The organism is Streptomyces sp. BYX5S (genome assembly GCF_054724165.1).
The window spans coordinates 3,113,443-3,137,233 of the sequence record NZ_CM138829.1; the positions used below are offsets into that span (position 1 = coordinate 3,113,443).

Here is a 23,791-nt window from a genome sequence, read left to right on the forward strand (position 1 = left end):
GTTCAGATCCGGTCGGGCGCGGCGTACGTACGGCCCTTCCAGGCCGCGCCGCGCCCCCGGTAGTGCTGCACGGCGGAGTCCACGGTCATCAGGAGGTACAGCAGCGCGGTGAACGGCAGCAGCGGCGCCAGCCACAGCGTCTGCCGGTAGTAGCGCAGCATGGGGAGGTACGTCCCCGCCATCACCGCCCAGGCGAGCCCGCCGAGCACCGCGGTCGGGACGCTGTCCGTGACCAGGCCCGCGGCCAGCGCGGCAGGCGGCGCCAGATAGACCAGGGCGAGCCCGAGGACGGTGGCCAGCAGCACCAGCGGGTTGTGCCGCAACTGCGCGTACGCGCTGCGCGACACCATGCGCCACAGATCCGCGAGCCGCGGGTACGGCCGCACGCTGTCGACGCGCTCGGCCAGCCCCAGCCAGATGCGCCCGCCCGAGCGCTTCACGGCCCGCGCGAGCGACACGTCGTCGATGACCGCCTGCCGGATCGCGTCCGGGATCCGCGCCCGCTCGGCCGCCTCGGTGCGCAGCAGGACGCAGCCGCCCGCCGCCGCGGCCGTGCGCGAGCCCTCCTCGGCGATCCGGCGGAACGGGTACAGCTGCGCGAAGAAGTACACGAACGCGGGCACGACCAGCCGCTCCCACACGCTCTCCACCCGCAGCCGCGCCATCTGCGAGACCAGGTCGAAGCCGCCCGTGCGCGCCGCCGCGACCAACTCCCGCAGGCTGTCCGGCTCATGGGCGATGTCGGCGTCGGTCAGGAGCAGGAACTCCGGCTCCCGCGCGCGGGCCAGGCCGATGCCGTGGCGCACCGCCCACAGCTTCCCGGTCCAGCCCGGGGGCGGCTCACCCGGCGAGTCGACCGTCAGAGGGAGCCCGCCGAACCGCTCCGAGAGGGCCCGCGCCACCTGGCCCGTGCCGTCGGAACTGCCGTCGTCCACCAAAAAGATCTCCGCCCGCCCCGGATAGTCCTGGGCGAGCAGCGACGGAAGGCTGTCGGGCAGCACGGCCGCCTCGTCGCGGGCGGGGACCACCACACAGACGTCCGGCCAGCTCCCGGGTTCCGTACGGGGCGGCAGCCGCAGGTCCGTACGCCAGAAGAAGCCCTGGCACAGCAGCAGCCACACCCATGCGGCGAGCGAGGCCGCGGTGATCCACGCAACGACGTCCATCCGCCGCAGTCTGCCCCACCGGCCCGGGGGTTGTCGGACCGATCGTCTATGGTTTCCGGGTGAAGATCGCGCTGATGGACTCGGGAATCGGACTGCTCGCCGCCGCCGCCGCGGTGCGGCGCCTGCGGCCGGACGCCGACCTCGTGCTCTCCTCCGCCCCGGAGACGATGCCGTGGGGCCCGCGCACGCCCGAGGACGTCACGGAGCGGGCGCTCGCTGTCGCCGAGGCCGCCGCGGCACAGGGCCCGGACGCGCTGATCATCGCCTGCAACACCGCCTCCGTGCACGCGCTGCCCGCCGTGCGCGCCCGGCTCGAACCGGGGATCCCGGTCATCGGCACCGTCCCCGCGATCAAGCCCGCCGCCGCGGGCGGCGGACCGGTCGCCATCTGGGCCACGCCCGCCACCACCGGCAGCCCCTACCAGCAGACGCTGATCCGCGACTTCGGCGGCGGCGCGCAGGTCACCGAGGTGCCCTGCCCCGGCCTTGCCGACGCGGTGCAGTGGGCCGACGAGGACGGCATCGACCGGGCCATCGCGGCCGCGGCCGCCCTCACTCCCCGTGACGTAAGGGCCGTCGTCCTGGGCTGCACCCATTACGAGCTCGTCGCGGAGCGCATCCGCGCCGCCGTCCAGCAGCCGGACGCGGACCCGCTCGTCCTGCACAGCAGCGCCGGCGCCGTCGCCGCCCAGGCCCTGCGCCGGATCGGCGCCGCCCCGGAGGCCGCGCCGGGCACGCGCGGCCGGCTCACCGTCCTCCTGGGCGGCCGGGAGGAAGCGCTCCCCGCCGAGGCCCTCGCCTACGCGGAGGGCCGGGAGCTGCGGACACTCAGCCACGCGGGCTGAGAACCGGCCTCTTCCGGCGGCCGGGGCTCCGCAAGGCCGTGCCGTCCTCGCGGAACCTGAGTACGCTCGTGCGCATGAGGGAACACGCCCCCGACGAGCACTCAGGGCGGCGATCTTCCGCCGCCGCGACCGAGGTCTGGACCGGCCGCGCGCACAACCGCGTGCAGTGGCTCCTCGCCTGCGGCGGGCTCGCCTGCCTCGCGCTGGGCATCGAGCTGGCCGTGGACAACTCGTGGGCCACGGGCATACTCGCCCTGGCCATGTCCGTGGTCGGCCTGATCGCCGTCGGCCTGCTCGTCCTGTTCGGCACCCTGGCCTTCCTCCATGTCGCCGTGAAGGTCGACAAGGACCACCTCGAAGTGCGCTGCGGCCACGTCGGACTGCCGCGTCGGCGCATCCCGCTCGCCCATGTGGTCGAGGCGGACTTCGCGCCCCGCGTCACGCCCCGGCAGTGGGGCGGCTGGGGCTACCGCTGGCGCCCGGGGATCGGCACAGCTGTCGTCGTGCGGCGCGGCGAGGGCGTGGTGCTGCACCTCGGCGACGGCCGCAGGTTCACCGTGACCGTCGACGACGCGGAGAGCGCCGTGCGGCACATCCGCGACCGCCTCAAGCCGACCCCTGCGGGCCCGGCCGTCTGACGGCAAGGCCGCACCGCGGAGCTCAGTCGCGGCCGTCCCGGAGGAGATCCGGGGCGGCCGCTTCGTCGTCCGGCGGGCCGTCCGTGAGCGGCTCGGCCGTGGCGATCCCGGCGAGCAGCCCCACGCCCGCCGTCACCGTCGTGAAGCTCAGCGCGTTGCCGACCGTCGCCATCGAGGCCACCGCCGCCAGCGCCGCGCCCGCCGCGAGCACCACCTGCGTCGAGCGCGCCGAGCGCCACAGGACGTACAGCAGCCAGCAGTACGCCGTTGCCAGCAGCAGGACGCCGACGAGGCCCTGCTCGGCCGCCATCTGGAGCACGGCGGAGTGCGGTTTGCCGTCGGAGATCGGGGACTGCGCGAGCGTCGGGCTGAGGTCCTCGAAGCGGCCGGGGCCCGCGCCCAGCACGGGGTCGCTCCCGGCGAGATGCACGGCGTCGCGCCACAGCAGGATGCGGCGCGGCGACAGCCACGTCTCCAGGGAGGCCGTGGGGCCGGGCGGCAGCACGTTCTTGGCGAGCGCCACCCCGAGCCCGGCCACCAGCGCGGTGGCGACACCGAGACCGCTCAGGCCGATCGCCCGGTGCCGCAGCCGGGCCGCCGCGAGCGAGCACAGGACGACGCCCGCGCAGGCCGTGACACCGGCCGGGGAGTCGCCGACCGCGGCCACCACCGCGCTGCCCGCCGCCAGGACGTGCAGCGCCCCGCGCGCCACCCGACCCCGAGCGGACCAGGCCGCGCAGCACAGCGCCCCCGCCGACAGGGCGAGCAGCGCCGCGGTCGCGCCGACCCGGCCCATCGGTGTCACGACATCGGGCGTGGGCGCCGCGTAGGGCGTGGTGAGCGCGAGCAGCATGCCGCCGAGCCCCACCGCGCACGGAGCGGCGACCGGGACGAGCGCACCACCGATCCGCCCGCACGCGTACCCCGCGATCACCGCGAGGACCGCCAGCAGGACACCCTCCGGCCTGCCCGCGCGCGCGGCGGCGCTGATCAGCGACCACGCCGCGCAGCACCCGAGAACCGCGACCCCCACCGCGTCGGACGTCCCGCGGTGCCGCCGCAGGACACCGTCCGTCTCCGCATCCGCGGACCACCCCGTCGTACCCACCCGCCGCCCCCCGACGTAGACGGGCCCCGCACGCGCGGCCGGATGCGGCCGGGCCGTCGGGGACTGGGGCTCACGGTAACGGCTGGTGGGCCGCGCCGGGCCGGTGTTGCGCAGGAACGATGCTCCTCAGTGCTGACACGGCCGCCCTCGACCGGCATGTCGGCGTGACAGCGGCGCGCCGTACACTCCCCGAGTGACCGCCACCGCACCTCAGACAGCCCCGTCGGACGAGCCCGCCGAGCAGCCCGGGACCCGCTCCCACCTGCGGCGGTTCGTCCCCCTCGCGCTGGCGGTGATCGCCGGACTGCTCCTGTACGCGAGCTTCCCGCCGCGCGAGCTTCCGTGGCTCGCGCCGATCTCCTTCGCCCTGTTCGGCGTGGCCGTCCACGGGCGGCGGCTGAGGGCGGGCTTCGGCCTCGGGCTCGCCTTCGGGCTCGCCTACCTGGTGCCGCTGCTGTCCTGGACCGGCGTGGACGTGGGGCCGCTGCCGTGGCTGGCGCTGGCCGCCGCGGAAGCGCTGCTCGTCTCGCTCGCGGGCCTGGGCATCGCCTACGTGTCCCGCCTTCCGCTGTGGCCCCTGTGGGCGAGCGGCGTCTGGATCGCGGACGAGGCGCTTCGCGCGCGTGCTCCGTTCGGCGGGTTCCCCTGGGGGAAGGTCGCGTTCGGGCAGCCCAGCGGGGTGTTCCTGCCGCTGGCCTCGCTGGGCGGCACGCCGCTGCTCGGCTTCGGCGTCGTCCTGTGCGGCTTCGGACTCGGGGCTCTGGCGCTGCGTCTGCGGCAGGTCCGACGCGAGGGCGCCGCACCGGTCCTGAAGGACCGCAAGATCGCCGCGGCGGCCGCGTTCACCGTCGCGCCCCTCGTCGCCGGAGCGGCCGCGATGCCCTTCGTCGCGACGTCCGCCGAGGCCGGCACCGCGCGCGTGGCGCTCATCCAGGGCAACGTGCCGCGCATGGGCCTCGACTTCAACGCCCAGCGCCGCGCCGTGCTCGACTACCACGTGCGCGAGACCATGAAGCTCGCCGCGAAGATCAAGTCCGGTGAGGTGAAGCGCCCCGACCTGGTGCTGTGGCCGGAGAACTCCTCCGACATCGACCCGTACACCAACGCGGACGCCTTCTACGAGATCAGCAAGGCCGCGAAGGCCGTCGGCGTGCCCATCTCCGTGGGCGCCGTGGTGACAGGGGAGGACGACAAGCCCCGCAACCGGCTCATCCTGTGGGACCCCAGGACCGGGCCCGGCGCCGTCTACGACAAGCGCCACCTGCAGCCCTTCGGCGAGTACATGCCGTACCGCAGCTTCTTCCGGATCTTCAGCAAGGACGTCGACCGCGCGGGCAGCTTCGTGCCCGGCAAGGATCCCGTCGTCTTCGACATGGCGGGCACCAAGGTCGGCAACATCACCTGCTACGAGGCCGCGTTCGACGACACGGTGCGCGACCAGGTCCGCGAGGGCGCGCAGATCCTCTCCGTGCCCAGCAACAACGCGACGTTCGAGCGCAGCCAGATGACGTACCAGCAGCTCGCCATGGACCGGGTACGGGCCGTCGAGCACGGCCGGGCCGTGATGGTTCCGGTCACCAGCGGGGTCAGCGCCGTGATCCGGGCAGACGGCTCCATCGAGCAGCAGACCGGCATGTTCGAACCGGCCACGCTCATCGCGGACGTCCCCAAGCGCACGTCCCAGACGCTCGCCACGCGCGCGGGCGCCTGGCCCGAGGCGCTGCTCGTGGCGATCGGCGCCGGTGGCCTCGGGCTGGCGTTCGTGCGGTCCCGCGCGGGGCGTCGCGCGGAAGGCTGAGAAGCGGTCGTGGCCTGCCGGGTCGTTGGGCCGTGCAGGTAGGCTCGCCGACATGGCGACACCTGATTTCATCCGTACGATCCGGGCCTCCGCGGGCCATCAGCTGCTGCTTCTGCCGGGCGTCAGCGCCGTCGTCTTCGACGACGAGGGCCGGGTGCTGCTCGGGCGGCGCGCCGACACCGGCAAGTGGTCGATCATCGGCGGCATCCCCGAGCCGGGTGAGCAGCCGGCGGACGTCGTCGCGCGTGAGGTGTTCGAGGAGACCGGCGTCGAATGCGTCGTCGAGCGGGTCGTACTGGTGCAGGCCCTGGAGCCGATCACGTACCCCAACGGAGACCGCTGCCAGTTCATGGACACGTCCTTCCGCTGCCGGGCCACCGGCGGCGAGGCGCGCGTCAACGACGACGAGTCGCTGGACGTCGCCTGGTTCGACCTGGACGCGCTGCCGCCCCTGGAGGAGTTCTCGCTGTTCCGGATCAAGCAGGCCCAGGCAGAGGGCCCCACATGGTTCGAGACCATGACTGAGCGCTGAAGTATGGGTGCCGGCCACATCGGGAGGCGATGATCGGCTGCCTAGGGTGCACGTCATGACGCCGCGTACCCCACTGACCGCACCCGCCGCCCCCGAACTGGATCTCGGCGGCCGCACCGCACTCGTCACCGGCGCCGCCAGTGGCATCGGCCGGGCCTGCGCCCTGCGCCTGGCCGCGGCGGGCGCCAAGGTGAGAGCGGTGGACCGGGACGCGGCGGGAGTCGAGGCGCTGGCCGCGCGGAGCGACGGCATCGAGCCGTACGTCCTGGACCTGACCGACCTCGACGCCGCCGAGGCGGCGGCGGCCGGCACCGACGTCCTCGTGAACAACGCCGGAATCCAATTGGTCCGGCCCATCGAGGAGTTCCCGCCCGACGTCTTCCACACCGTCCTGACCGTGATGCTGGAGGCCCCCTTCCGGCTGCTGCGAGGCGCCCTGCCGCACATGTACGAGCAGGGATGGGGACGCGTCGTGAACGTGTCGTCGGTGCACGGCCTGCGCGCCTCCGCGTACAAGTCCGCCTACGTCGCGGCCAAGCACGGTCTCGAAGGGCTGTCGAAGACCGCCGCGCTGGAAGGCGCTCCGCACGGCGTCACGTCGAACTGCGTGAACCCCGGCTACGTGCGGACCCCGCTCGTCGAGCGGCAGGTCGCCGACCAGGCTGCCGCGCACGGCATCCCCGAGGAGCGGGTCCTCGGCGAGGTGCTGCTCCAGGACAGCGCGATCAAGCGGCTCATCGAACCCGCCGAGGTCGCCGAGGCCGTGGCTTACCTGTGCACGCCGCAGGCCTCGTTCATGACCGGCACGTCCCTCGTCCTCGACGGCGGCTGGTCCGCCCACTGAAGCCCGAATTCTACGAGTTCGAGGCGTTTCGTACGGGGGTGCGGTCGCTCGGCAGGGTGACCGCGGATCCGTGACGAACGGAGTTGTCCACAGGGCTGGCAGGCCCGACCGCCCGACGGGTAATCCTGTTCTGCATGTCGCACCAACCGCTGTCACCCGACACCGCCTCCGGCCCGGTGACCACCGAGGATCCGCAGGCCCCGTTCCTGGAGCTGCTCGCCAGGGGCGCCTCCGCCGATGCCTACGAACAGCCCGTGCTGCTCGCGCGGGCCGAAGGGGCGGAGCCCGAGCGGATAGCGGCACTCGAGGCGGCCAAGGCACTCGCGCTGCGCGTACGGGCGGAGATGGAGGGCAGGCGGCGCCGCGAGGCCGAACTGTCCGCGCTGTTCGAGACGGCCCACGACCTCGCGGGCCTGCGCGATCTGGACGCGGTGCTGCAAGCGATCGTCCAGCGGGCCCGCTCCCTGCTCGGCACCGACGTCGCGTACCTGACGCTGAACGACCCGGTCAGGGGCGACACCAGCATGCGGGTCACCGAGGGCTCGGTCGCGGCCCGTTTCCAGCAGCTGCGCCTCGGCATGGGGGAGGGGCTCGGCGGCCTCGTCGCACAGACCGCGCGGCCGTACGTCACCGACAACTACGGGCAGGACGTGCGCTTCCAGCACACCCGCACCATCGACGCGGGCGTACGGGACGAGGGGCTCGTCGCCATCCTCGGCGTCCCGCTGATGCTGGGCGCGCAGGTGATCGGCGTGCTGTTCGCCTCCGACCGGCGGGCCCGGGTCTTCGAGCGCGAGGAGATCGCGCTGCTCGGCTCGTTCGCGGCGCTCGCCGCCGCGGCCATCGACACCGCGAACCTGCTCACCGAGACCCGGCAGGCGCTCGGTGAACTGGAGCGGGCCAACGAGATCATCCGGGACCGCAGCGGTGTCATCGAGCGCGCCTCCGACGTGCACGACCGGCTCGCCGAGCTGGTGCTGCGCGGCGGCGGGGTGCACGACGTGGCCGCGGCCGTCTCCCAAGTCCTCGACGGAACCGTGGAGTTCACCGACGCCGAGGCGGCGCCCGGCCGCGCTCTCGAAGCGTCCCGCGCCGACGGACACGCGGTGCGCCACCGGGACGACTGGGTCGCGGCCGTCGCCGCCGGCGGCGAACTGCTCGGCGCCCTCGTACTGCGCGGCCACCCCGGCCTCGACCCGGTCGACCAGCGCACACTGGAGCGCGCCGCCATGGTCACCTCGCTGCTGCTGCTCGCCCGGCGCTCCGCCGCGGAGGCCGAGCAGCGGGTGCGCGGGGAGCTGCTGGACGACCTCCTGGACGGGCGCGACCGCGACCCGCGGCTGTTGCGCGAGAGAGCGGCGCGGCTGCGCGCGGACCTCGACGCGAGCCATGTGGTGCTCGCCGCCCGGCTGGAGAGCACCGGTGACGCCGAGCAGGAGGCGGCCGCGCGTCGTCGCCTGTGGTCCGCCGCGGGCCACCTCGCGGCGACCCGGCACGGTCTCGCCGCCGCGCGGGACGGTGGCACGGTCCTGCTGCTGCCGGTGGGCGCCACCGACGCGTCGGCGCTGGCGTCCCAGGTCGCGAACCGGCTCTCCGAGGCGATCCACGAGAGCGTCACCGTGGGAGCCTCGGCGCCCGTCGCGGATCTGGCGGAGCGGACCGAGCGGGCGGCCGCCGCCTACGCCGAGGCGCAGCGCTGCCTCGACTCGTTGCGGCTCCTCGGGCGGGCGGGGCAGGGCGCGGCGGCCGAGGACTTCGGCTTCCTAGGCCTGCTGCTGGCCGACAACCGGGACGTCGCGGGGTTCGTCGGCCGCACGATCGGTGAGGTCGTCGGCTACGACGAGCGAAGGGGCACCGACCTGCTGCGCACCCTCGACGCCTACTTCGCGTCCGGGATGAGCCCGGCCCGCACGAAGGACGCGCTGCACGTGCACGTGAACACGGTCGCGCAGCGCCTGGAGCGGATCGGTCGGCTCCTCGGCGAGGACTGGCAGTCGCCGGAACGGGCCCTGGAGATCCAACTCGCCCTGCGACTGCACCGATTGGCGGACCGATCGAGCCCCGCCGCCGATTGAGGCGCGGGACCCGGGGCAGGGCCCCGCGACCGCAACCACGGCTCGACGGCGGGGGCGAGGGCCGCACCCGTCAGGTGCCGTGCGTCCTGAGCGTGCGCTCGCGGTCCGCCACCGCGTCCGGGCGCTCGGCGTCGACATCGGCCAGGTCCCGGTGCCGGGTCTCCTTGGCCACGCCGACGGCGATCAGGGTGAGGAGGGCGGCCGCGATGACGTACAGGGAGATCGGCGTCGAGGAGTCGTACTCGGCCAGCAGCGCCGTCGCGATGAGCGGTGCGGGCGCGCCCGCCGCCACCGAGGCGAACTGGGCGCCGATCGACGCCCCGGAGTACCGCATCCGCGTCGCGAACATCTCGGAGAAGAACGCGGCCTGCGGGGCGTACATGGCGCCGTGCAGCACCAGGCCGACGGTCACGGCGAGGAGCAGTCCACCGAAGTCCGCGGAGTCGATGAGGGAGAAGAACGGGAACATCCACAGGCCGACCCCGGCCGCGCCGAGGAGATACACGGGACGGCGTCCGACGCGGTCGGACAGGGCGCCCCAGAGGGGGATCACGGCGAAGTGCACGGCGGACGCGATGAGCACGGCGTTCAGCGCGGTCTGCTTCGAGACGCCGGCCGAGGTGGTGGCGTACACGAGGATGAAGGCGGTGATCACGTAGTAGCTGATGTTCTCGGCCATGCGCGCTCCGATGGCGACCAGGACGTCGCGCCAGTGGTGGCGCAGCACCGCGATCAGGGGCAGCTTCTCCACGACGTCGGACTCCGCCTTGCGGGCCTCGGCGCGGGCCAACGCCTCCTTGAAGACAGGGGATTCATCGACAGACAGACGTATCCACAGACCGACCAGGACGAGCACGCCGGAGAGGAGGAACGGGATGCGCCAGCCCCAGTCGGTGAACGCCGCGTCCGAGAGCAGCGCGGTCAGCGCCGAGAGCACACCGGTCGCGAGGAGCTGGCCCGCGGGCGCGCCCGTCTGCGGCCAGGAGGCCCAGAAGCCGCGGCGCCGGGCGTCACCGTGCTCGGACACGAGGAGGACGGCACCGCCCCACTCGCCGCCGAGGGCGAAGCCCTGGACGAGGCGGAGCACGGTGAGCAGTACGGGCGCGGCCGTGCCGATCGTCGCGTGGGTCGGCAGCAGACCGATGGCGAAGGTGGCGCCGCCCATCATCAGCAGGCTCACCACCAGGAGCTTCTTGCGGCCGAGCCGGTCGCCGTAGTGCCCGAAGACGAGCGCGCCCAGCGGGCGGGCCGCGAAGCCGACGGCATACGTCAGGAAGGAGAGGAGGGTGCCGACCAGGGGGTCGGAGTCGGGGAAGAACAACTTGTTGAACACGAGTGCGGCGGCGGAGCCGTACAGGAAGAAGTCGTACCACTCGATCGTGGTGCCGATGAGGCTCGCCGCGACAATGCGCTTGAGGTTTCCGGGCGTTGGCGGAGCGGTTGCTGCGGAGGCCATGTGCACCACTTCCAGGCGTTGGTGGGGACGTGTACGTGCTGGCACAAGGTAGGAAGACGCAGGTCAGCGGCACATGTGGTGGGACACCATACTTTTGGGGCCGAGTGTGGCCGCTGGGCACTGAAACCCGGGTCGGCGAGGACGAGTTGAGGGAGCGGATCGGGTTTGTGACGACCGGCAACGGCTAACCGGGACTCCATGAGTGAACCGAACAAGGGAACGGATCAGCAGAACGAGACGACGAAGCGGAAGGCCGCTTCCCGGGCGCGTGAGAGCGCCGACAAGGCGACCGCTCCCGTGAGCGACGCCGCCAAGAAGACCGAGGCCAAGGCCGGTGAGGCGGCCGAGACCGTGCAGCAGGGGGCCGAGCGGGTCACCGAGGGCGCGGCCGGAGCCGTGGGCAGTGCGGCGCGCGGCGTCGAGGCCGGCCGGCAGGCCGCGGTCGCGGCGACCGGGCAGGTCACCACGGTCGCCCGGACGGCCTGGACCGCCCTGGCGCACCGGAAGATGCTGGCCATGGGCGTCGGGGCCGGGGTCACCGCCGTCGGCGCCGCGTCGTACGCGGCGGGACGCCGTGCGGGGCGGCGTCCCTAGGGCCTTTCACCCCTTGCGCACACGCACGTCGCCGTTGACGGATGTCAGACGCAGTGTCCGGTCCTCGGGCGCTCCACGGGTGGCCACGGCCACCGTGGAGCGCCCGTTGTCCGTGGTGGCGGTGGTGCGGTAGGCCGGGGCGTCGGACGGCAGGACGGTGTCCACCGAGCCGTTGGTGGTCGTCGCGGTGGTCCGGCGGGGCGCGGTGGCGCAGTCGAGGGTGACGTCGCCGTTTACGGTCGTGGCGTCCAGGGCGGCCGAGCGCAGGCCGGTGGCGCGCACCGAGCCGTTGCGGGTGGCGAGGCGCAGCTTCGCGTCGGCGTTCCCCGAATCGGCCACCGTGACATCGCCGTTGACCGTGGACAGCCGCAGGGCGCCGGACACCCCGGCGGCGTCGATGCCGGCGTTGCGGGCGACGACCGTGACGGCGGTGCCGGAAGGGACGGCGACCTCGGGCATCCGGGGGCACTGCCCCGCACAGGACAGGTCGAGGACGTGGGTGCGGTCCCGTTGCGACCAGTGGTGCTCGACCCGGTCGTCGACGGTGACCCGGTCGCCGTCGGTGGGGCGCAGCCGCAGCCCGTTGTCGGTGGTGATCACCAGGCGGGCGCCCCGCTCACTCGCCAACGAGGCGCCGGCGGCCGTGTTCGCGCCGCCCGCGGTCCCGTCGTCGCCTCCGCCTCCACACGCCGTGGCCAGGGGCAGCAGCCCCACCGCGAGAGTGAGCGCCAGCGTCCGGCTCCGCACTCGTGTTCGTATCGCTGTGTCCATGAGTGCCGGTTGCCCCGTCGGGCCGCGGCCAGACACCCGGGCCGCGGAAGCCGGAGTGAGCGCGCGCAGTCGGGGAACGCGGTGCACATGGCCGTACTGAGGAAAAGCGCACGTCCGATGCTCGCCTCCGTCTTCGTCGCGGGCGGGCTGTCCACGCTCCGAGCGCCCGAGCGGGTGGCGCCGGCGGCGGAGCCGGTGGCCGTTCCCGTGGCCAACCGGGTGCCGCAACTGCCGGAGGAGCCCGAACAACTGGTCCGGATCAACGGCGCCGTCCACGTGGGGGCCGGTCTGCTGCTCGCCACCGGGATCGCCCCGCGGCTGGCCGCTCTCGCCCTCGCCGGGACGCTCGTGCCGACGACCCTGGCCGGACACGCCTGGTGGAAGGAGAAGGATCCCGAGCGACGCGCCGAGCAGCGCAACCACTTCCTGAAGAACGTGTCCCTGATGGGAGGCCTGCTGATCGCGGCGGCCGACACCCATGGCAAGCCGTCCGTCGCCTACCGGGCCCGCGGCGCCGCCGCGAGCGGACGCGGCTCGGCCCGCCGGGCGCGCCGCAACGCGAGCGGCACCCTGCGCCAGGTGAGCGGCAAGGCGACCGGCACCCTGCACGACGCCACGGGCACGCTGCGCGGCGCCGCCGACAGCGTGCGCGCCCTGCCCGCGCAGGCCCAGCACGCCGTCAGCAAGCACCTCTGAGCGCACGGGCCCCGGGACCGCGCCCGGGGCCCGTGCGCATCCCCACCCGCATGGCGGGTCAGACGCCCGCCAGCAACTCCCGCGGCACGAAGCCCGCTTCCGCCAGGTCCCGCCACAGCTCGGCCGGGACGGGGAAGCGGGCCGCGTGCGCGTTGGCCCGCACCTCGGCGGCCGAGCGGCAGCCGAGCACCACGGAGGCGACACCCGGGTGCAGCAGCGGGAACTGCACGGCGGCCGCGGTGAGCGGCACGTCGTACGCGGCGCACAGGTCCCGGCACCGGCGGGCGCGCTCCAGCGTCCCCGCGGGCACCGGGCGGTAGTGGAACATCGCGTCGGGCGTGGGATCGGCGAGCAGTCCGGTGTTGAACACACCGCCCACCACCACCGCCGTACCGGTCTTCTCGCACACCGGGAGCAGCGTGTCGAGCGCCTCGTGGTCCAGGAGCGTGAGGCGGCCCGCGATGAGCACCACGTCGACGTCGAACTCGGTGACGTACGAGGCGAGCGGGCCGCTGTGGTTCATGCCGAAGCCGATCGCGCGGACCAGACCCTCCTCGCGCAGCCGTCGCACCGCGGGGTAGGCCGTGCGGCGGACGTCGTCCGGGTAGTGGTCGGGGTCGTGCAGGTACAGGATGTCGACGCTGGAACGGCCGAGGCGGGTCAGGCTCGACTCCAGGGACGCGCGGATGCCGCGCTCGGTCCAGTCGGTGACCACCTCGCCGGGGGAGCCGTCCGGCTTCGGCCGCAGCAGCCAGCCCGTCTTGGTGGAGATCACGGGTTCGGTGACACCGGCCGGGCCGAGCAACCGGCCCAGACGCGCCTCCGCCTGGCCGTGGCCGTAGCGGGGCGCGGTGTCGAAGTACGTGATCCCGGCCTGCGCGGCGGCCCGCAGGGTGGCCGCCGCGTCCTCCTCGGTGACCTCCTCGAACAGGCCGCCCAGGGGCGCGGTGCCCAGGCCGATCCGGGGCAGCGCGAAGGGCAGCCGCGCCGCCGCCGACGTCTCGCTCATACGGTCCTCTCCCACGGTGTCGTCGCTCACGGCGTCCTCTGCCACGGTGTGGTCTCCCAGGGCGTTGCCTCCCACGGTGAGGCGCAGGCGGGGCGGGCCGCGTGGAGGGCCAGCGTCAGGGTCAGGCGGATCCGCGTTCCACCGGGCAGGTCGACGCGGCAGTGCGGGCCGTCGACCGGCTGGACCGGGCCGTCGTCGTCCACGCGCACCGTCGTGATGCGGTGTTCGGCGAACGAGCCCGTCCGGAGCAGCAGCCGGCGCGCGGTGACGCCCAGGTTGACCAGCTCCACCACCGTGTGGTCCGGGTCGATGTCGGACACCAGGGCCGCGACGTCCGGCGGCAGGCCGGGACGGCGCGCGTCCTCGTCGAACCAGCGCACCTGGAGCTGGGCCAGGCCGCCGTTGTACAGGACCTGCGGCGCCCCGCACGTCAGTTGCAGCAGGGCCTCGGTGACCACGGGGTTGAGGTGCTGCCAGTGGTGGATGTCCAGGGCGTCGGGGCCGACGGCCGGGTCCACGGTGTCGTTCTCGATCGCCTCGACGCGCTCGGCGCAGCTGTCGAGGGCGCTGCGCAGCATCCGCTCCGGGAAGCCGGGGTTGCGGCCGTGCAGATACTCGAACCAGGGTTCCTCGTGGCCCGCCTCGTCCTTGATGCGCTGGGTGTGGACCTCCGCCCAGTCCCAGCGGGAACCGGAGCGCAGCAGCTCGATGCGTTCCCGGTCGGCCTCGTCGCGGCTGAAGTGCCACAGATTGAGCGGGAGTTGGCCCGGCATGACGGTGTAGTCGAACCAGCCGGAGTCGTTGTGCCGCTGCGGCACCATCAGGGTGCGCTCGGCGGACATCGACGCCAGGTGCGGATCCCACCGCTCGCCGAGGGTGCCCCGCTCGTCGGGGCGGCGGTCCTCGGCGTGCCGGAGCACCGTGTCGAGCGGGTTGCGCGCCAGGTCGAGATACGAGCGGTCGCCGGTCAGCAGGGTGGCGTTGGAGGCGCCGACGAGGGTGGCGCTGGAGACCGGGGACAGCCCGTGCGGCCACGACCAGCCGTAGTGGCCGCCGTACCAGCGGCCCTCCAGGTACTCGCCGACCACCCCGCCGAGCCCCACGTTGTCCGGCACCACGTCGCGGCCCGCGAGCCGCTCCTGCCAGGCGCTCACGTACTCGGCGACCCAGTCTGCGTAGCGCCGCTCGCCGGTGAGCAGATGGGCGTTGGTGGCGAGGCCGGTCGCGGCGAGGTTCACCAGTGCGTCGCCTCGGCCCATCCGGTCCCACATGGCGCGCCCGTACGCGCGGGCTCGCTCGGGGGAGTCCGCCAGGTCGTCGAAGGACGCCACGTCGTCCATGCCGTCCAGCGGCAGCCCGTACGGGCGCAGCGCCAGGCTCCACGGGAAGTACGGCTCCTCGTCGCTGAACCCGAAGCGGGGGCCGCCGGAGCCGTTGTGCGGGGCGCGCAGAATGCGGTGCTCCGCGTCGTAGTTGGGGCCGCCGGGGAGGTAGAAGTCGGCGAAGCGGCGGCTGAGTTCGCGCAGGTGCGGGTCGGTGGGGTCGGCCAGGCACAGGCCGTAGAACAGCAGCAGGCCCTCGCCCTGGTGGAACCAGTCGTAGCCGCGCTCCAGGCCGTCGGCCAGCATGCCCATCTCGGTGAGCTGCGCGGTCACACCGCTCCAGTGCTTGCGCGCGGCGGGCAGCAGATCCGCGCTGCCGCCGAGCAGATACAGGGTCGGCCAGTTGAAGAACGGCTCGTAGAAGTCGTCCACGCCGTCCCGGCCGTCGAGGCCCTCGCCGAGCGTGTCCCGGAAGACGAGGCGGCCGTCGGCCTCGGTGTACCGGTCGGCGAACAGCCGCCACGCCTTGTCCTGGGCCGCGAACAACTCGCGCTCCAGCACGGCCCATTGCGGGACTCGGGTGGTGCGCCGCGTCGCGGTGAGGAGGGGAGCGGCTGCGGAGGACGTCTGCGGGGAACCCCAACCATCGGCTATCGATGGGCGATTGTTCATGTCGCTTAGACTCACCGCCCGGACACCGGCGTGTCAATACTCCGGAACAGCCCCGAGAAGGAGGCCGAGCGCCCCGTGATCGACTGTCACGCCCATCTGTGGGACCCCGCCGAGGGCTTCGGCTGGATACGCCCCGACAGCCCGCACCACCGGCCCTTCCGCGTCGCCGATCTCGCCGACTCCGGCTCCCAACTCGACGTGCTCAGAACGGTGTTGGTCGAGGCCTCGCGCGGCGACGCCGCGGAGACCCGCGCACTGCGCGAGCTACGGCTGCGCCACCCGGACCTGGTCGCCGGATACGTCGCCAACCTGCACGTCCACGGCCCGGCGGGCCCCGAGCGGCTGCGCGACCTGCTGCACGCCTGGGGCCCGTCCCGCCCCAACGGCATGCGGCTCGGCGGCGCCGACTGGGAGCGCACCCCGGACGACGCCCGCGCGCTGATCCCGCTGCTCGCCGACGAGGGCGTGGTGCTCGAACTGAACCTGCACCACGCCGCGTTGACCACGGCCGCGCAGGTCGCCGCCCGGCACCCCGGCCTGACCGTGGTCGTCGACCACCTCGGCAACGCACCCCACGCGACCGCCCCCGAGGCGGGGGAGTGGTACCGGGACGTCGAGCGGGCCGCGGCGGTGCCCGGCGTCGTCGTCAAGGTCTCGGGCCTGCTCACCCAGCAGCACGGGGCGCCGGCCGAGCGGGTCGCGCACATGGTGCGGCACGCCGTGGACGCCTTCGGGGCCGGACGCTGCCTCGTCGGCTCGGACTGGCCGATCTGCCTGCCCCGCGGCTCGCGGGGCGACGCGCTGGCCCTGGCGCGTTCCGGGCTCGGCCATCTGACACCCGCTCAGCGGGAACAGGTCCTGCACACCACACCCGTCGAGGTGTACGGGCTGCGTGGTTGACAGTGCTCAACCGGCCCTGATTCGATTCCTACGATGATCGATAGGCGATAGAAAGCGGCCGGCCCGGCGCCCGGAGTCGGCCCCGACCTCCCCCGGAGACGCGCCATGGCCTTTTTCGACCTGCCCCTGGACGAGCTGGAGCGCTACCGGCCCACCCTCCCCGAACCGCCCGACCTCGACGCGTTCTGGCGCGAAACGCTCGCGGCGCAGGAGGAGTTCGCGCTCGACGCACGCTTCGTGCCGGTGCACAACGGCCTCGCCACCATCGACACGTACGACGTGACGTTCGCGGGCTACGGAGGCCATCGTGTGCGCGGCTGGCTCCACCTGCCCGTGCACCGCGAGGGACCGCTGCCCGCCGTCGTCGAGTACCTCGGCTACGGCAGCGGCCGCGGCGCCCCGCACGAGAAGCGGCTGTGGGCCGACGCGGGCTGCGCCCACCTCGTGATGGACACCCGCGGCCAGGGCGCCGAAACCCCCGACCCCGACCCGGCCACCGGGGACATCGCCGCCCCCGGCTTCCTCACCCGCGGCGTCCTCGACCCGGAGCGCTACTACTACCGGCGCCTGTACACCGACGCCGTGCGCGCCGTCGCCGCCGTCCGGGCCCACCCCGCGGTCGACGCCCGCCGCGTCGTCGTCACCGGCACCAGCCAGGGCGGCGGCATCGCGCTGGCCGCCGCCGGACTCGTGCCCGACCTCACGGCCTGCATGCCGGACGTGCCGTTCCTGTGCCACTTCCCGCGCGCCACCACGCTCACCGACATGCCGCCGTACGTCGAGGTCGCCAGGTTCGTGAAGCTGCACCGCGAGCACGCGGCCACGGTCGGCCGTACCCTGTCGTACTTCGACGCGGCCGTCCTGGCCCGCCGCGCGAACGCGCCCACGCTGTTCTCCGCCGGGCTGATGGACCACATCTGCCCGCCCTCCACGGTGTACGCGGCGTTCAACCACTACGGTGCCGGGACCGGGATGGATCAGGCGGCCAAGGAGATCCGGGCGTACCCGTTCAACGATCACGAGGGCGGCGGCCCCGCCCACGAGGTCGTGAAACTGGACTGGCTGGCCAAGCGGCTGGCAACCGCTCTCTGATTCCATCGATAGACGATGAGTGCGTATCATGGGACAACTCGCTTGCCCCCGCGCCGGATTGGGATTTCATGGCATCGAACGCGTCGGCTGGGTTCGTCTCCACGCTGGCCACGAACAAGGACCGGTTCCGCAAGACGCTGATCTCCGACCAGGTCTACGAGCTGCTGCGGCAGGCCGTCGTCGAAGGCGACCTCGCGCCGGGCGACAGAGTCGTGGAGTCGGAGATCGCGCGGCGGCTCGGAGTGAGCCAGGCGCCGGTGCGGGAGGCCGTGAAGCGGCTGGCCCGCGAAGGCCTGTTCACGCACGTGCCGCGCCGGGGGCACTTCGTCGTCGAGATCTCCACGGAGGACGCCGAGTACGCCCGGCAGGTGCGTGAGCCGCTGGAGCGGCTCGCGGCGGAGCTCGCCGCCGAGCGGATCACCGACGAGCAGCTCGGTGAGCTGGAAGCGCTGGTGGAGCGGATGCGCGAGGCGGTCGCCGCGAACGACGTCAGCCGCTTCCGCGACGCCGACATCGAGTTCCACACCCTGGTCAGCCAGTACGCGGGCAATCCGTTCCTGGCCCGGATGTGGGAGGTCATCGAGCCGAGCCTGCGCACGCTGCGGGCGATCTCCGACCCCCTCTTCGCCGGTGACTGGTGCGCGATGGCCGACGAACACGGGCGCCTGGTGGGCCTGTTGCGCTCCCGTGAGGCCGACAAGGCGGCCGCGGCGTTCGCCGACCACGCCGCCGGCCGCGGCCCCGTACCGGACGCCCGAGGCACCAGGAAGGCGCCCGCCCGCAAGAAGACGACCGCGGCGAAGACCACCGCCAAGAAGACCGCGACCAAGCCGTCCACCGCGAAGACGACGGCCGCGAAGACGACGGCCGCGAAGAAGACCGCCGCGAAGAAGACGGTCACGAAGAGGACCGCCGCGAAGAAGCCCCCGACGCAGCGGACCTGACCCGCGCGTCGGCACGCGCCCTCGCGCGTGACGGGAAGCGAGGAGGGGGTCGAGCCGGAAACCCGGCTCGACCCCCTCCTCGCGTTCACGACGCCCGTAGGTCACGCGCACCTCACGCGGACGTCAACCACGTGCTCCTGCAACCCACTTCGGCGCCCCGTACTGGTACGCGCCCAGGCTCGGTGTCGCGTCCGTGGAGCCCTCGGTGATCCCCGCGAGCGGGACCGCCGCGTTGCGGGCCGGGGAGTCCGCCGTCAGCCGGAAGTCGTGGCCGGCCGCGTCCACGAACAGCGGATCGGTCTCCGCGGGCAGGTTGTTCGACAGCACGAGCCCGCCGTCCGTCGCGCCGTCCAGCCCCCGGATCGTGCCGATGTTGTTGTGGATCCTCGTCCCCGTGGACTGACCCGCCTCCTTCACGTAGAACAGCGTCATGCCACCGGTGTTGTTGGCCACCAGATTGTCGTGCGAGCCGGTGCCCAGCCCGTTCAGCATGACCGTGCCCTCGCGGTTGCCCCAGCCCACGTTGTTGTGGATCCGCAGATCGCTCTGCCCGTTGTCCGCGTAGACGCCCGAGATACCGAACGTCGACGAGGTCGTGGTCGGCGCCGGGTCGTGCAGCACGTTGTGGTCGATGGAGGAGCCCATCATGTACACGCTGCAACAGGTGTAGATCGCGGCGACGTCCAGGCTGAGGCGCGCGTACCCCGAGATGTCGTTGTACGCGATGGTGTCCTTGCCGGGAGAGAGGCCATCGACGGTGTTCCACTGCAGGTTGATGCCGCTGCGGCCGACCCGCGAGATCGTGTTGTGGGTGACCGTCTGGCTGTTGCCCTGCACGGCGATCCCGGCCGCGTACGTGCCCAGGTAGTCGACGTCGTGGATCACGTTGTCGGTGGCGGTGTTGTTCTGGCCGCGCAGCGCGATGCCGTTCCCCGCGCTGAGTGCCAGATCGCTGTTCACGATCTTGTTGTGGGTGCCGTTGAGGACGATCCCGGTGTCGGCGACGCCGCGTGTCACCGTGCTGCCGCAGTCCGTCGCGCCCTGCGTGATGTCGGTGTAGTGCGACAGGTACCGGCCGGTGAGGTCGTCCAGGGTGACACCGGTGCTGCTGTCGCCCGTCCTGATCGTCGTGGCGAACAGGCCGAGGCCCTTGACCGTGGTGTGGCTGGTGTTCGTCAGGTCGAAGCCCAGGGCGCGCCGCTTGGCCTCCACCGTGTGGTCGGCCGGGGCGTCCTCGCTGTAGACGTACAGCCGCTTGGCCGTCGGGTCGTAGAACCACTCGCCGGGGTGGGCGAGTTCACCGATCTTCCCCGACAGGGCGTAGCGGGTCTCGCCCGAGACGACCTTGTGCACGCACGGCGGCGCCGCGTCCAGCGTCACCGAACCCGCCGCGGAACTCTTCACCGTGCCCGTCGCCGAGACGTACCAGTAGCCGGTGAGGGCCCGCGCGCCGTCCCAGTACCCCGCCGGGCGGGTCAGGTCCGCGTCGGCGATCGTGGCGTCGGCGCTGCCCGTACCGGCGTACTGGAGCGAGGGGTCGAGCGGGTCGAGGCCGGGGTAGGGCCACTGGGCCTCGACGCCCATCTTCCGGTCGGTGAAGACCTGGACCGTGCTCACGTCCGGGCCGAGGTCGACGGCCGTGCTGTAGACGTGCCCGGCCGCGACCGCGTCGCTGAACTGCGAGTCCTTCGCGTACGGATCCGACTCGGCGATCTTCGTGACGTCGGCGGCGGTCACCGGCGCGAAGCCGCCGAGCTTCGAGGTGCCGCTCACCGTCACGTCCGCCCCGGGCGCCGCGCGGTAGGTGATCGGCAGTTCGGCGGTGCCGGAGCGGGCGGGCGTCACCGTCTCCTCGTAGCGGCCGGACACGATCTCGCACGTGTCGCCCGGCACCATCACGTCCGCGCACTTCTGGATGTGCCGGAACGGGGCGGACGCGTTCGTGCCCGCGTTGCCGTCGGCGCCGTACGGGCCGACGTAATACACCGTTCCCGCTTGGGACTTGGCCGGGCGGGCGGTGGCCGGATGCCCGGCCGCGACCACCGCCAGACAGGCCAAGAGCGCGGCAGCGGACCGGTGTCTCCATCTCCTGGACACTGCGTGATCCTTTCTGGTGGGGGGACTCGTCCGACAGGGGCTCAGCCCTTCACCGCGCCGACGGTGAGGCCGCTGATGATGTGGCGCTGCATGTAGATGAAGAAGATGACGACGGGCGCCACCGCGAGCAGCAGGTTGGGGAAGACCTTCGTCAGGTCCGTCGAGTACTGGCTGATGCCGGCGTAGATCGCCGTCGTGACCGTGTAGTGGCCCGAGGACGGGCCGAGCAGGATCTGCGGGCTGACGAAGTCGTTCCAGATCCCGATCGAGTTGAGGATCAGCACGGTGACGACCGCGGGTCGCATCAGCGGGAAGATGATGGTCCAGAACGTGCGGTAGCGGCCCGCGCCGTCGATCGTCGCCGCGTGGTCGATGTCCACGGGAATGGTGCGGATGAAGCCGACGAACAGGAAGATGCTCACCGGCAGCGTCGACGCCACGTCGTGGGCGACCAGACCCGTCACCGTGTTGGCCAGGCCGATCTCCCGCAGCACGTAGATCACCGGGATGATCACCGCGGCGCCGGGGATGAACGTGCCGGCCAGGAAGTACAGCAGGACGAGCTGCGTGCGGCGCTTGAGACTGCGCGCGATGGCGTACGCGGCCGGCCCGGCCAGCGCGATGCACAGCACGTCGACGGTCACGACGAGGAACAGCGTGAAACCGTATCCGCCGATCACGTTGTACTGCGGACTGCTGATCGCCGCCGACAGATGCGCGAACGTCAGGCCGTCCAGCGGCAGCGAGAACGGGTTGTCGAGGATGTCCTGCTGCGACTTGAACGCGTTGACCACGAGCAGATAGACCGGCACGACCATCGCGACGAACAGCACGCCGAGCAGCGCCCAGCGCAGCGGCGAGCGGGTCGAACCGCCCGTCAGGTCCTTCGCCTCGTCGTCGGGGACCGCGGGGCGCGGGCGCCGGATCCGCCGTCTGTGGCGGGACTCCGCCTCGGGTGCCTCCAGAACTGCCACCACCGGCTCCTAACCTGTCGCCGCCCGGTCCTGCCGGTTGCGCAGCGCCGTCACGAGGAGGGCGAGCGCCGCGGACACCACCATCAGGAAGACGGCCTGAGCGGTCGCGTAACCGACCTCGGTGCCCTGGAAGGACCGGACGAGAATGAGATACGTGAAGGTCTGCGTGGACCCGGCCGGGCCGCCGCCGGTGAGGCTCACCACGATGTCGTACGCGCGGATGAGCCCCACCAGGTTGAGCACCGTGGCCACGGTCACCACCGGCGCGATCATCGGGATCACGACGCGGAGGTGGGTCTGGCGCCTGCTCGCGCCGTCGATCGCCGCCGCTTCCAGCAGCTCGGCGGGGACGGTCTGGAGCGCGGCCACGAACAGCACCACGTTGAAGCCGAACCCGGCCCACACGATGACGAAGATCAGCGAGATCAGCGCGAAGTTCTCCTCGAAGAGGAAGCCGACCGGCTCGATGCCGAACTTCGCGAGCGTGTTGTTGATCGCGCCGTTGGTGCCGAGGATCGCCGCCCACAGATAGCCGAGGATCAGCGCGCTGATGACGTGCGGGAAGTAGGCCACGGCCCGGAAGAAGGAGTTGCCGCGCGAGCGGCCCTTGAGCAGCAGCGCGTAGACCAGGCCGAGGCCGACCATGAGCACGGTCCCGGCGACCGCGATCAGCGCGGTCACGTACCAGGCGTCGGTCGAGCTCGGATCGTCGAACAGGTGCGTGTAGTTGTCGAGCCCGATGAACGTGGCGGGGGAGAAGCCGTCCCAGTCCGTGAGGCTGAGGTAGACCGCCACCCCCACCGGCACGACCGTCATCACCGTGTACAGCAGGACGGCCGGGCCCAGCATCCCGAAGGTGACCGCGCCCGCCCGCAGCCGGGCCCGGCGCCGCGCCCGCGTGGTCAGCGCTGCGAGTTCCACCACGTGTCCAATCCGCCCGCGACCTTCTCCGGCGAGGCGCCCGTGTACAGCGACTGGACCTGCTTGTTGAGCTCGTCGCTGAAGCCGGCGACCGGCTGGTCGGCGCCGGACTTCACGAACACCGACGGCGCCTCGTCCAGGATCTTCTGCACGGACGTGCCGAGGCTGGACTTGGGGTAGCTGAAGCCCGAGCGCAGATTTCCGTCGGAGGCCAGCTGGCTCTTGACCGCCTTCGGGTCGGTGGTCGCCCACTTCACGAACTCGATCGCCTCGGCCTTGTGCCGCGACTGGTTGACGACGACGTACGGGTTGGAGACGTTGCCGAACTGGCCCGGGGGGTACGCCCCGTCGGTCGGCATGGCGAAGACACCTATGTCGTCGCTCTTCTTGGCGGCGTCCGCGGCGGGCACGAAGTACGAACCCATGATGTACATCGCCGACTTGCCGTTCAGGAACGCCGTCTGGCCGTCCGCGTACGTCAGGCCGATCGCGCTCTTGTCCAGGTAGCCCTTGCCGATCCACTCCTTGTACCGCTTGAGATAGTCGACGTACCCGCTGTCCGCGAAGGAGCCCTTGCCCTTGTTGCGCTTGGCCGTCCACTGCGGGTCGGCGGTGAGGACGCCCGCGTCGGCCATCATCGAGAACTGCGCGCCCGTCACCCACTGCCCGGCCGTCTGCAAGGGCTTGTAGCCCGCGCCCTTCAACTTGCCCATGGCGGAGCCGAACTGATCCAGCGTCCGGATCTTCGAGGCATCGACGCCCGCCTTGGTGAAGGCGGCCTTGTTGTAGAAGACGAGCGACTGGATCTGCTCGCCGACGCCGACGAGATACCGCTTGCCGCCGATCGCGTACTGGTCGGCCAGCGGTGTCTTCTTCGTCCACGCCTGGTCCGTCAGGTCGGCGAAGAGCTTCGCCGAATCCGCGGTGAGAGATATCTGCTGGGCGACGTCCGGCGGGTCGCCGGCGGCCAGGTCCTGCTTCAGCTTGGCGTCCGCCGAGACCGTGCCGGTCAGCTCCAGCTTGACCGTCACGCCGGGGTGCGCCTTCTCGTACGTGGCGAACAGGTCGTTCCAGTACTTCTCCGTCAGGTTCGGCGTGATGTTCACGATGACCCGGAGGGTCGTGCCCTCCGCGGCCTGGTCGGACCCGCCGCCGCAGGCGACGGCCGAGGCCATCACGAGGGGAGCCGCGGCGAGCGCGCAGGTCCGGCGCCACAGTGTTCTCATCGGGACACGCTCCGTTGCGTAGTCGTGAATAATCGATAGCTGGTGTCCAGCCATGGGGTTTCCCGGTGGGGCAGGGGAGGGGGGTGGGCCGCGCGGCGGCGCCGTGGGGGC

The 23,791-nt window shown here is 72.5% G+C and carries 21 protein-coding genes; 11 read left to right on the forward strand and 10 right to left on the reverse strand.

All coding sequences use genetic code 11. The annotated features are described in order from the left end of the window. Window positions 1-2 precede the first annotated feature (2 nt). A complete protein-coding gene (locus tag ACYBSK_RS14165) occupies window positions 3-1,166 on the reverse strand; it encodes a glycosyltransferase (RefSeq protein WP_460246300.1) in 1,164 nt (387 codons plus the stop codon). A gap of 59 nt (window positions 1,167-1,225) precedes the next feature. On the opposite strand from ACYBSK_RS14165, the gene ACYBSK_RS14170 reads away from it, so the two are divergent. Beyond that, the gene (locus tag ACYBSK_RS14170) at window positions 1,226-2,011 is read left to right on the forward strand and encodes a glutamate racemase (protein WP_457477415.1); all 786 of its coding nucleotides are present in this window, start codon (window positions 1,226-1,228) and stop codon (window positions 2,009-2,011) included. Window positions 2,012-2,085: 74 nt separating this feature from the next. After that, window positions 2,086-2,649, forward strand: coding sequence for a hypothetical protein (locus ACYBSK_RS14175; RefSeq protein WP_457477416.1), 564 nt, complete (start codon window positions 2,086-2,088; stop codon window positions 2,647-2,649). 22 nt (window positions 2,650-2,671) lie between these two features. Here the strand turns inward: ACYBSK_RS14175 and ACYBSK_RS14180 are convergent, their stop codons facing one another. Then, window positions 2,672-3,757: an O-antigen ligase family protein gene (locus tag ACYBSK_RS14180; RefSeq protein WP_460246301.1), complete on the reverse strand. Its 1,086-nt coding sequence runs from the start codon at window positions 3,755-3,757 to the stop codon at window positions 2,672-2,674. A 193-nt stretch (window positions 3,758-3,950) separates the two neighbouring features. Between ACYBSK_RS14180 and lnt the strand changes: the two genes are divergently transcribed. The 4 genes from lnt to ACYBSK_RS14200 all read left to right on the forward strand — a co-directional run bounded on the left by lnt (window position 3,951) and on the right by ACYBSK_RS14200 (window position 9,006). Then, window positions 3,951-5,555 carry an apolipoprotein N-acyltransferase gene (gene lnt, locus ACYBSK_RS14185; protein WP_460246302.1) on the forward strand — a complete coding sequence of 535 codons (1,605 nt, stop codon included), beginning with the start codon at window positions 3,951-3,953 and terminating at the stop codon, window positions 5,553-5,555. A gap of 52 nt (window positions 5,556-5,607) precedes the next feature. Continuing rightward, complete coding sequence (locus ACYBSK_RS14190) at window positions 5,608-6,087, forward strand: NUDIX hydrolase (RefSeq protein ID WP_460246303.1); 480 nt, start codon at window positions 5,608-5,610, stop codon at window positions 6,085-6,087. A gap of 55 nt (window positions 6,088-6,142) precedes the next feature. Further along, complete coding sequence (locus ACYBSK_RS14195) at window positions 6,143-6,931, forward strand: 3-hydroxybutyrate dehydrogenase (protein WP_457477420.1); 789 nt, start codon at window positions 6,143-6,145, stop codon at window positions 6,929-6,931. Between the two features lie 134 nt (window positions 6,932-7,065). Further along, window positions 7,066-9,006, forward strand: coding sequence for a helix-turn-helix domain-containing protein (locus tag ACYBSK_RS14200; RefSeq protein ID WP_457477421.1), 1,941 nt, complete (start codon window positions 7,066-7,068; stop codon window positions 9,004-9,006). A 70-nt stretch (window positions 9,007-9,076) separates the two neighbouring features. Here ACYBSK_RS14200 and ACYBSK_RS14205 read toward each other — a convergent pair whose 3' ends face one another. Next, window positions 9,077-10,462, reverse strand: coding sequence for an MFS transporter (locus ACYBSK_RS14205; RefSeq protein WP_457477422.1), 1,386 nt, complete (start codon window positions 10,460-10,462; stop codon window positions 9,077-9,079). Window positions 10,463-10,660: 198 nt separating this feature from the next. On the opposite strand from ACYBSK_RS14205, the gene ACYBSK_RS14210 reads away from it, so the two are divergent. After that, complete coding sequence (locus ACYBSK_RS14210) at window positions 10,661-11,056, forward strand: hypothetical protein (protein WP_460246304.1); 396 nt, start codon at window positions 10,661-10,663, stop codon at window positions 11,054-11,056. Between the two features lie 6 nt (window positions 11,057-11,062). Here the strand turns inward: ACYBSK_RS14210 and ACYBSK_RS14215 are convergent, their stop codons facing one another. Continuing rightward, complete coding sequence (locus ACYBSK_RS14215) at window positions 11,063-11,770, reverse strand: DUF4097 family beta strand repeat-containing protein (RefSeq protein ID WP_460246305.1); 708 nt, start codon at window positions 11,768-11,770, stop codon at window positions 11,063-11,065. A 174-nt stretch (window positions 11,771-11,944) separates the two neighbouring features. On the opposite strand from ACYBSK_RS14215, the gene ACYBSK_RS14220 reads away from it, so the two are divergent. Next, window positions 11,945-12,523 carry a DoxX family protein gene (locus tag ACYBSK_RS14220; RefSeq protein WP_457477425.1) on the forward strand — a complete coding sequence of 193 codons (579 nt, stop codon included), beginning with the start codon at window positions 11,945-11,947 and terminating at the stop codon, window positions 12,521-12,523. A gap of 58 nt (window positions 12,524-12,581) precedes the next feature. On the opposite strand, the gene ACYBSK_RS14225 is transcribed toward ACYBSK_RS14220, so the two are convergent. Next, entirely contained in the window at window positions 12,582-13,577 is a 996-nt protein-coding gene (locus ACYBSK_RS14225; RefSeq protein ID WP_460246306.1) for an aldo/keto reductase, read from the reverse strand. Next, entirely contained in the window at window positions 13,559-15,526 is a 1,968-nt protein-coding gene (locus ACYBSK_RS14230; protein ID WP_460246307.1) for a hypothetical protein, read from the reverse strand. Before ACYBSK_RS14230 ends, ACYBSK_RS14225 begins: the two co-directional genes overlap by 19 nt. Window positions 15,527-15,556: 30 nt before the next feature. Here ACYBSK_RS14230 and ACYBSK_RS14235 point away from each other — a divergent pair, with 30 nt between their 5' ends. The 3 genes from ACYBSK_RS14235 (at window position 15,557) to ACYBSK_RS14245 (ending at window position 18,462) form a co-directional block, all read left to right on the forward strand. Continuing rightward, window positions 15,557-16,426 carry an amidohydrolase family protein gene (locus tag ACYBSK_RS14235; protein ID WP_460246308.1) on the forward strand — a complete coding sequence of 290 codons (870 nt, stop codon included), beginning with the start codon at window positions 15,557-15,559 and terminating at the stop codon, window positions 16,424-16,426. A 105-nt stretch (window positions 16,427-16,531) separates the two neighbouring features. Further along, a complete protein-coding gene (locus ACYBSK_RS14240; protein WP_460246309.1) occupies window positions 16,532-17,518 on the forward strand; it encodes an acetylxylan esterase in 987 nt (328 codons plus the stop codon). Between the two features lie 68 nt (window positions 17,519-17,586). After that, window positions 17,587-18,462 (forward strand): GntR family transcriptional regulator, encoded by an 876-nt coding sequence (locus ACYBSK_RS14245; RefSeq protein WP_460246310.1) that lies wholly within the window; start codon window positions 17,587-17,589, stop codon window positions 18,460-18,462. A gap of 123 nt (window positions 18,463-18,585) precedes the next feature. On the opposite strand, the gene ACYBSK_RS14250 is transcribed toward ACYBSK_RS14245, so the two are convergent. From ACYBSK_RS14250 to ACYBSK_RS14265, 4 genes are read right to left on the reverse strand one after another with little or no spacing between them, the layout of a single operon-like run. Beyond that, window positions 18,586-20,559: a right-handed parallel beta-helix repeat-containing protein gene (locus tag ACYBSK_RS14250; RefSeq protein ID WP_460246311.1), complete on the reverse strand. Its 1,974-nt coding sequence runs from the start codon at window positions 20,557-20,559 to the stop codon at window positions 18,586-18,588. Window positions 20,560-20,600: 41 nt separating this feature from the next. Further along, window positions 20,601-21,533, reverse strand: coding sequence for a carbohydrate ABC transporter permease (locus ACYBSK_RS14255; RefSeq protein ID WP_460246312.1), 933 nt, complete (start codon window positions 21,531-21,533; stop codon window positions 20,601-20,603). Between the two features lie 9 nt (window positions 21,534-21,542). Continuing rightward, window positions 21,543-22,457 carry a carbohydrate ABC transporter permease gene (locus ACYBSK_RS14260; protein ID WP_457477433.1) on the reverse strand — a complete coding sequence of 305 codons (915 nt, stop codon included), beginning with the start codon at window positions 22,455-22,457 and terminating at the stop codon, window positions 21,543-21,545. Then, complete coding sequence (locus tag ACYBSK_RS14265) at window positions 22,436-23,680, reverse strand: ABC transporter substrate-binding protein (RefSeq protein WP_457477434.1); 1,245 nt, start codon at window positions 23,678-23,680, stop codon at window positions 22,436-22,438. Before ACYBSK_RS14265 ends, ACYBSK_RS14260 begins: the two co-directional genes overlap by 22 nt. Between the last annotated feature and the right edge of the window lie 111 nt (window positions 23,681-23,791).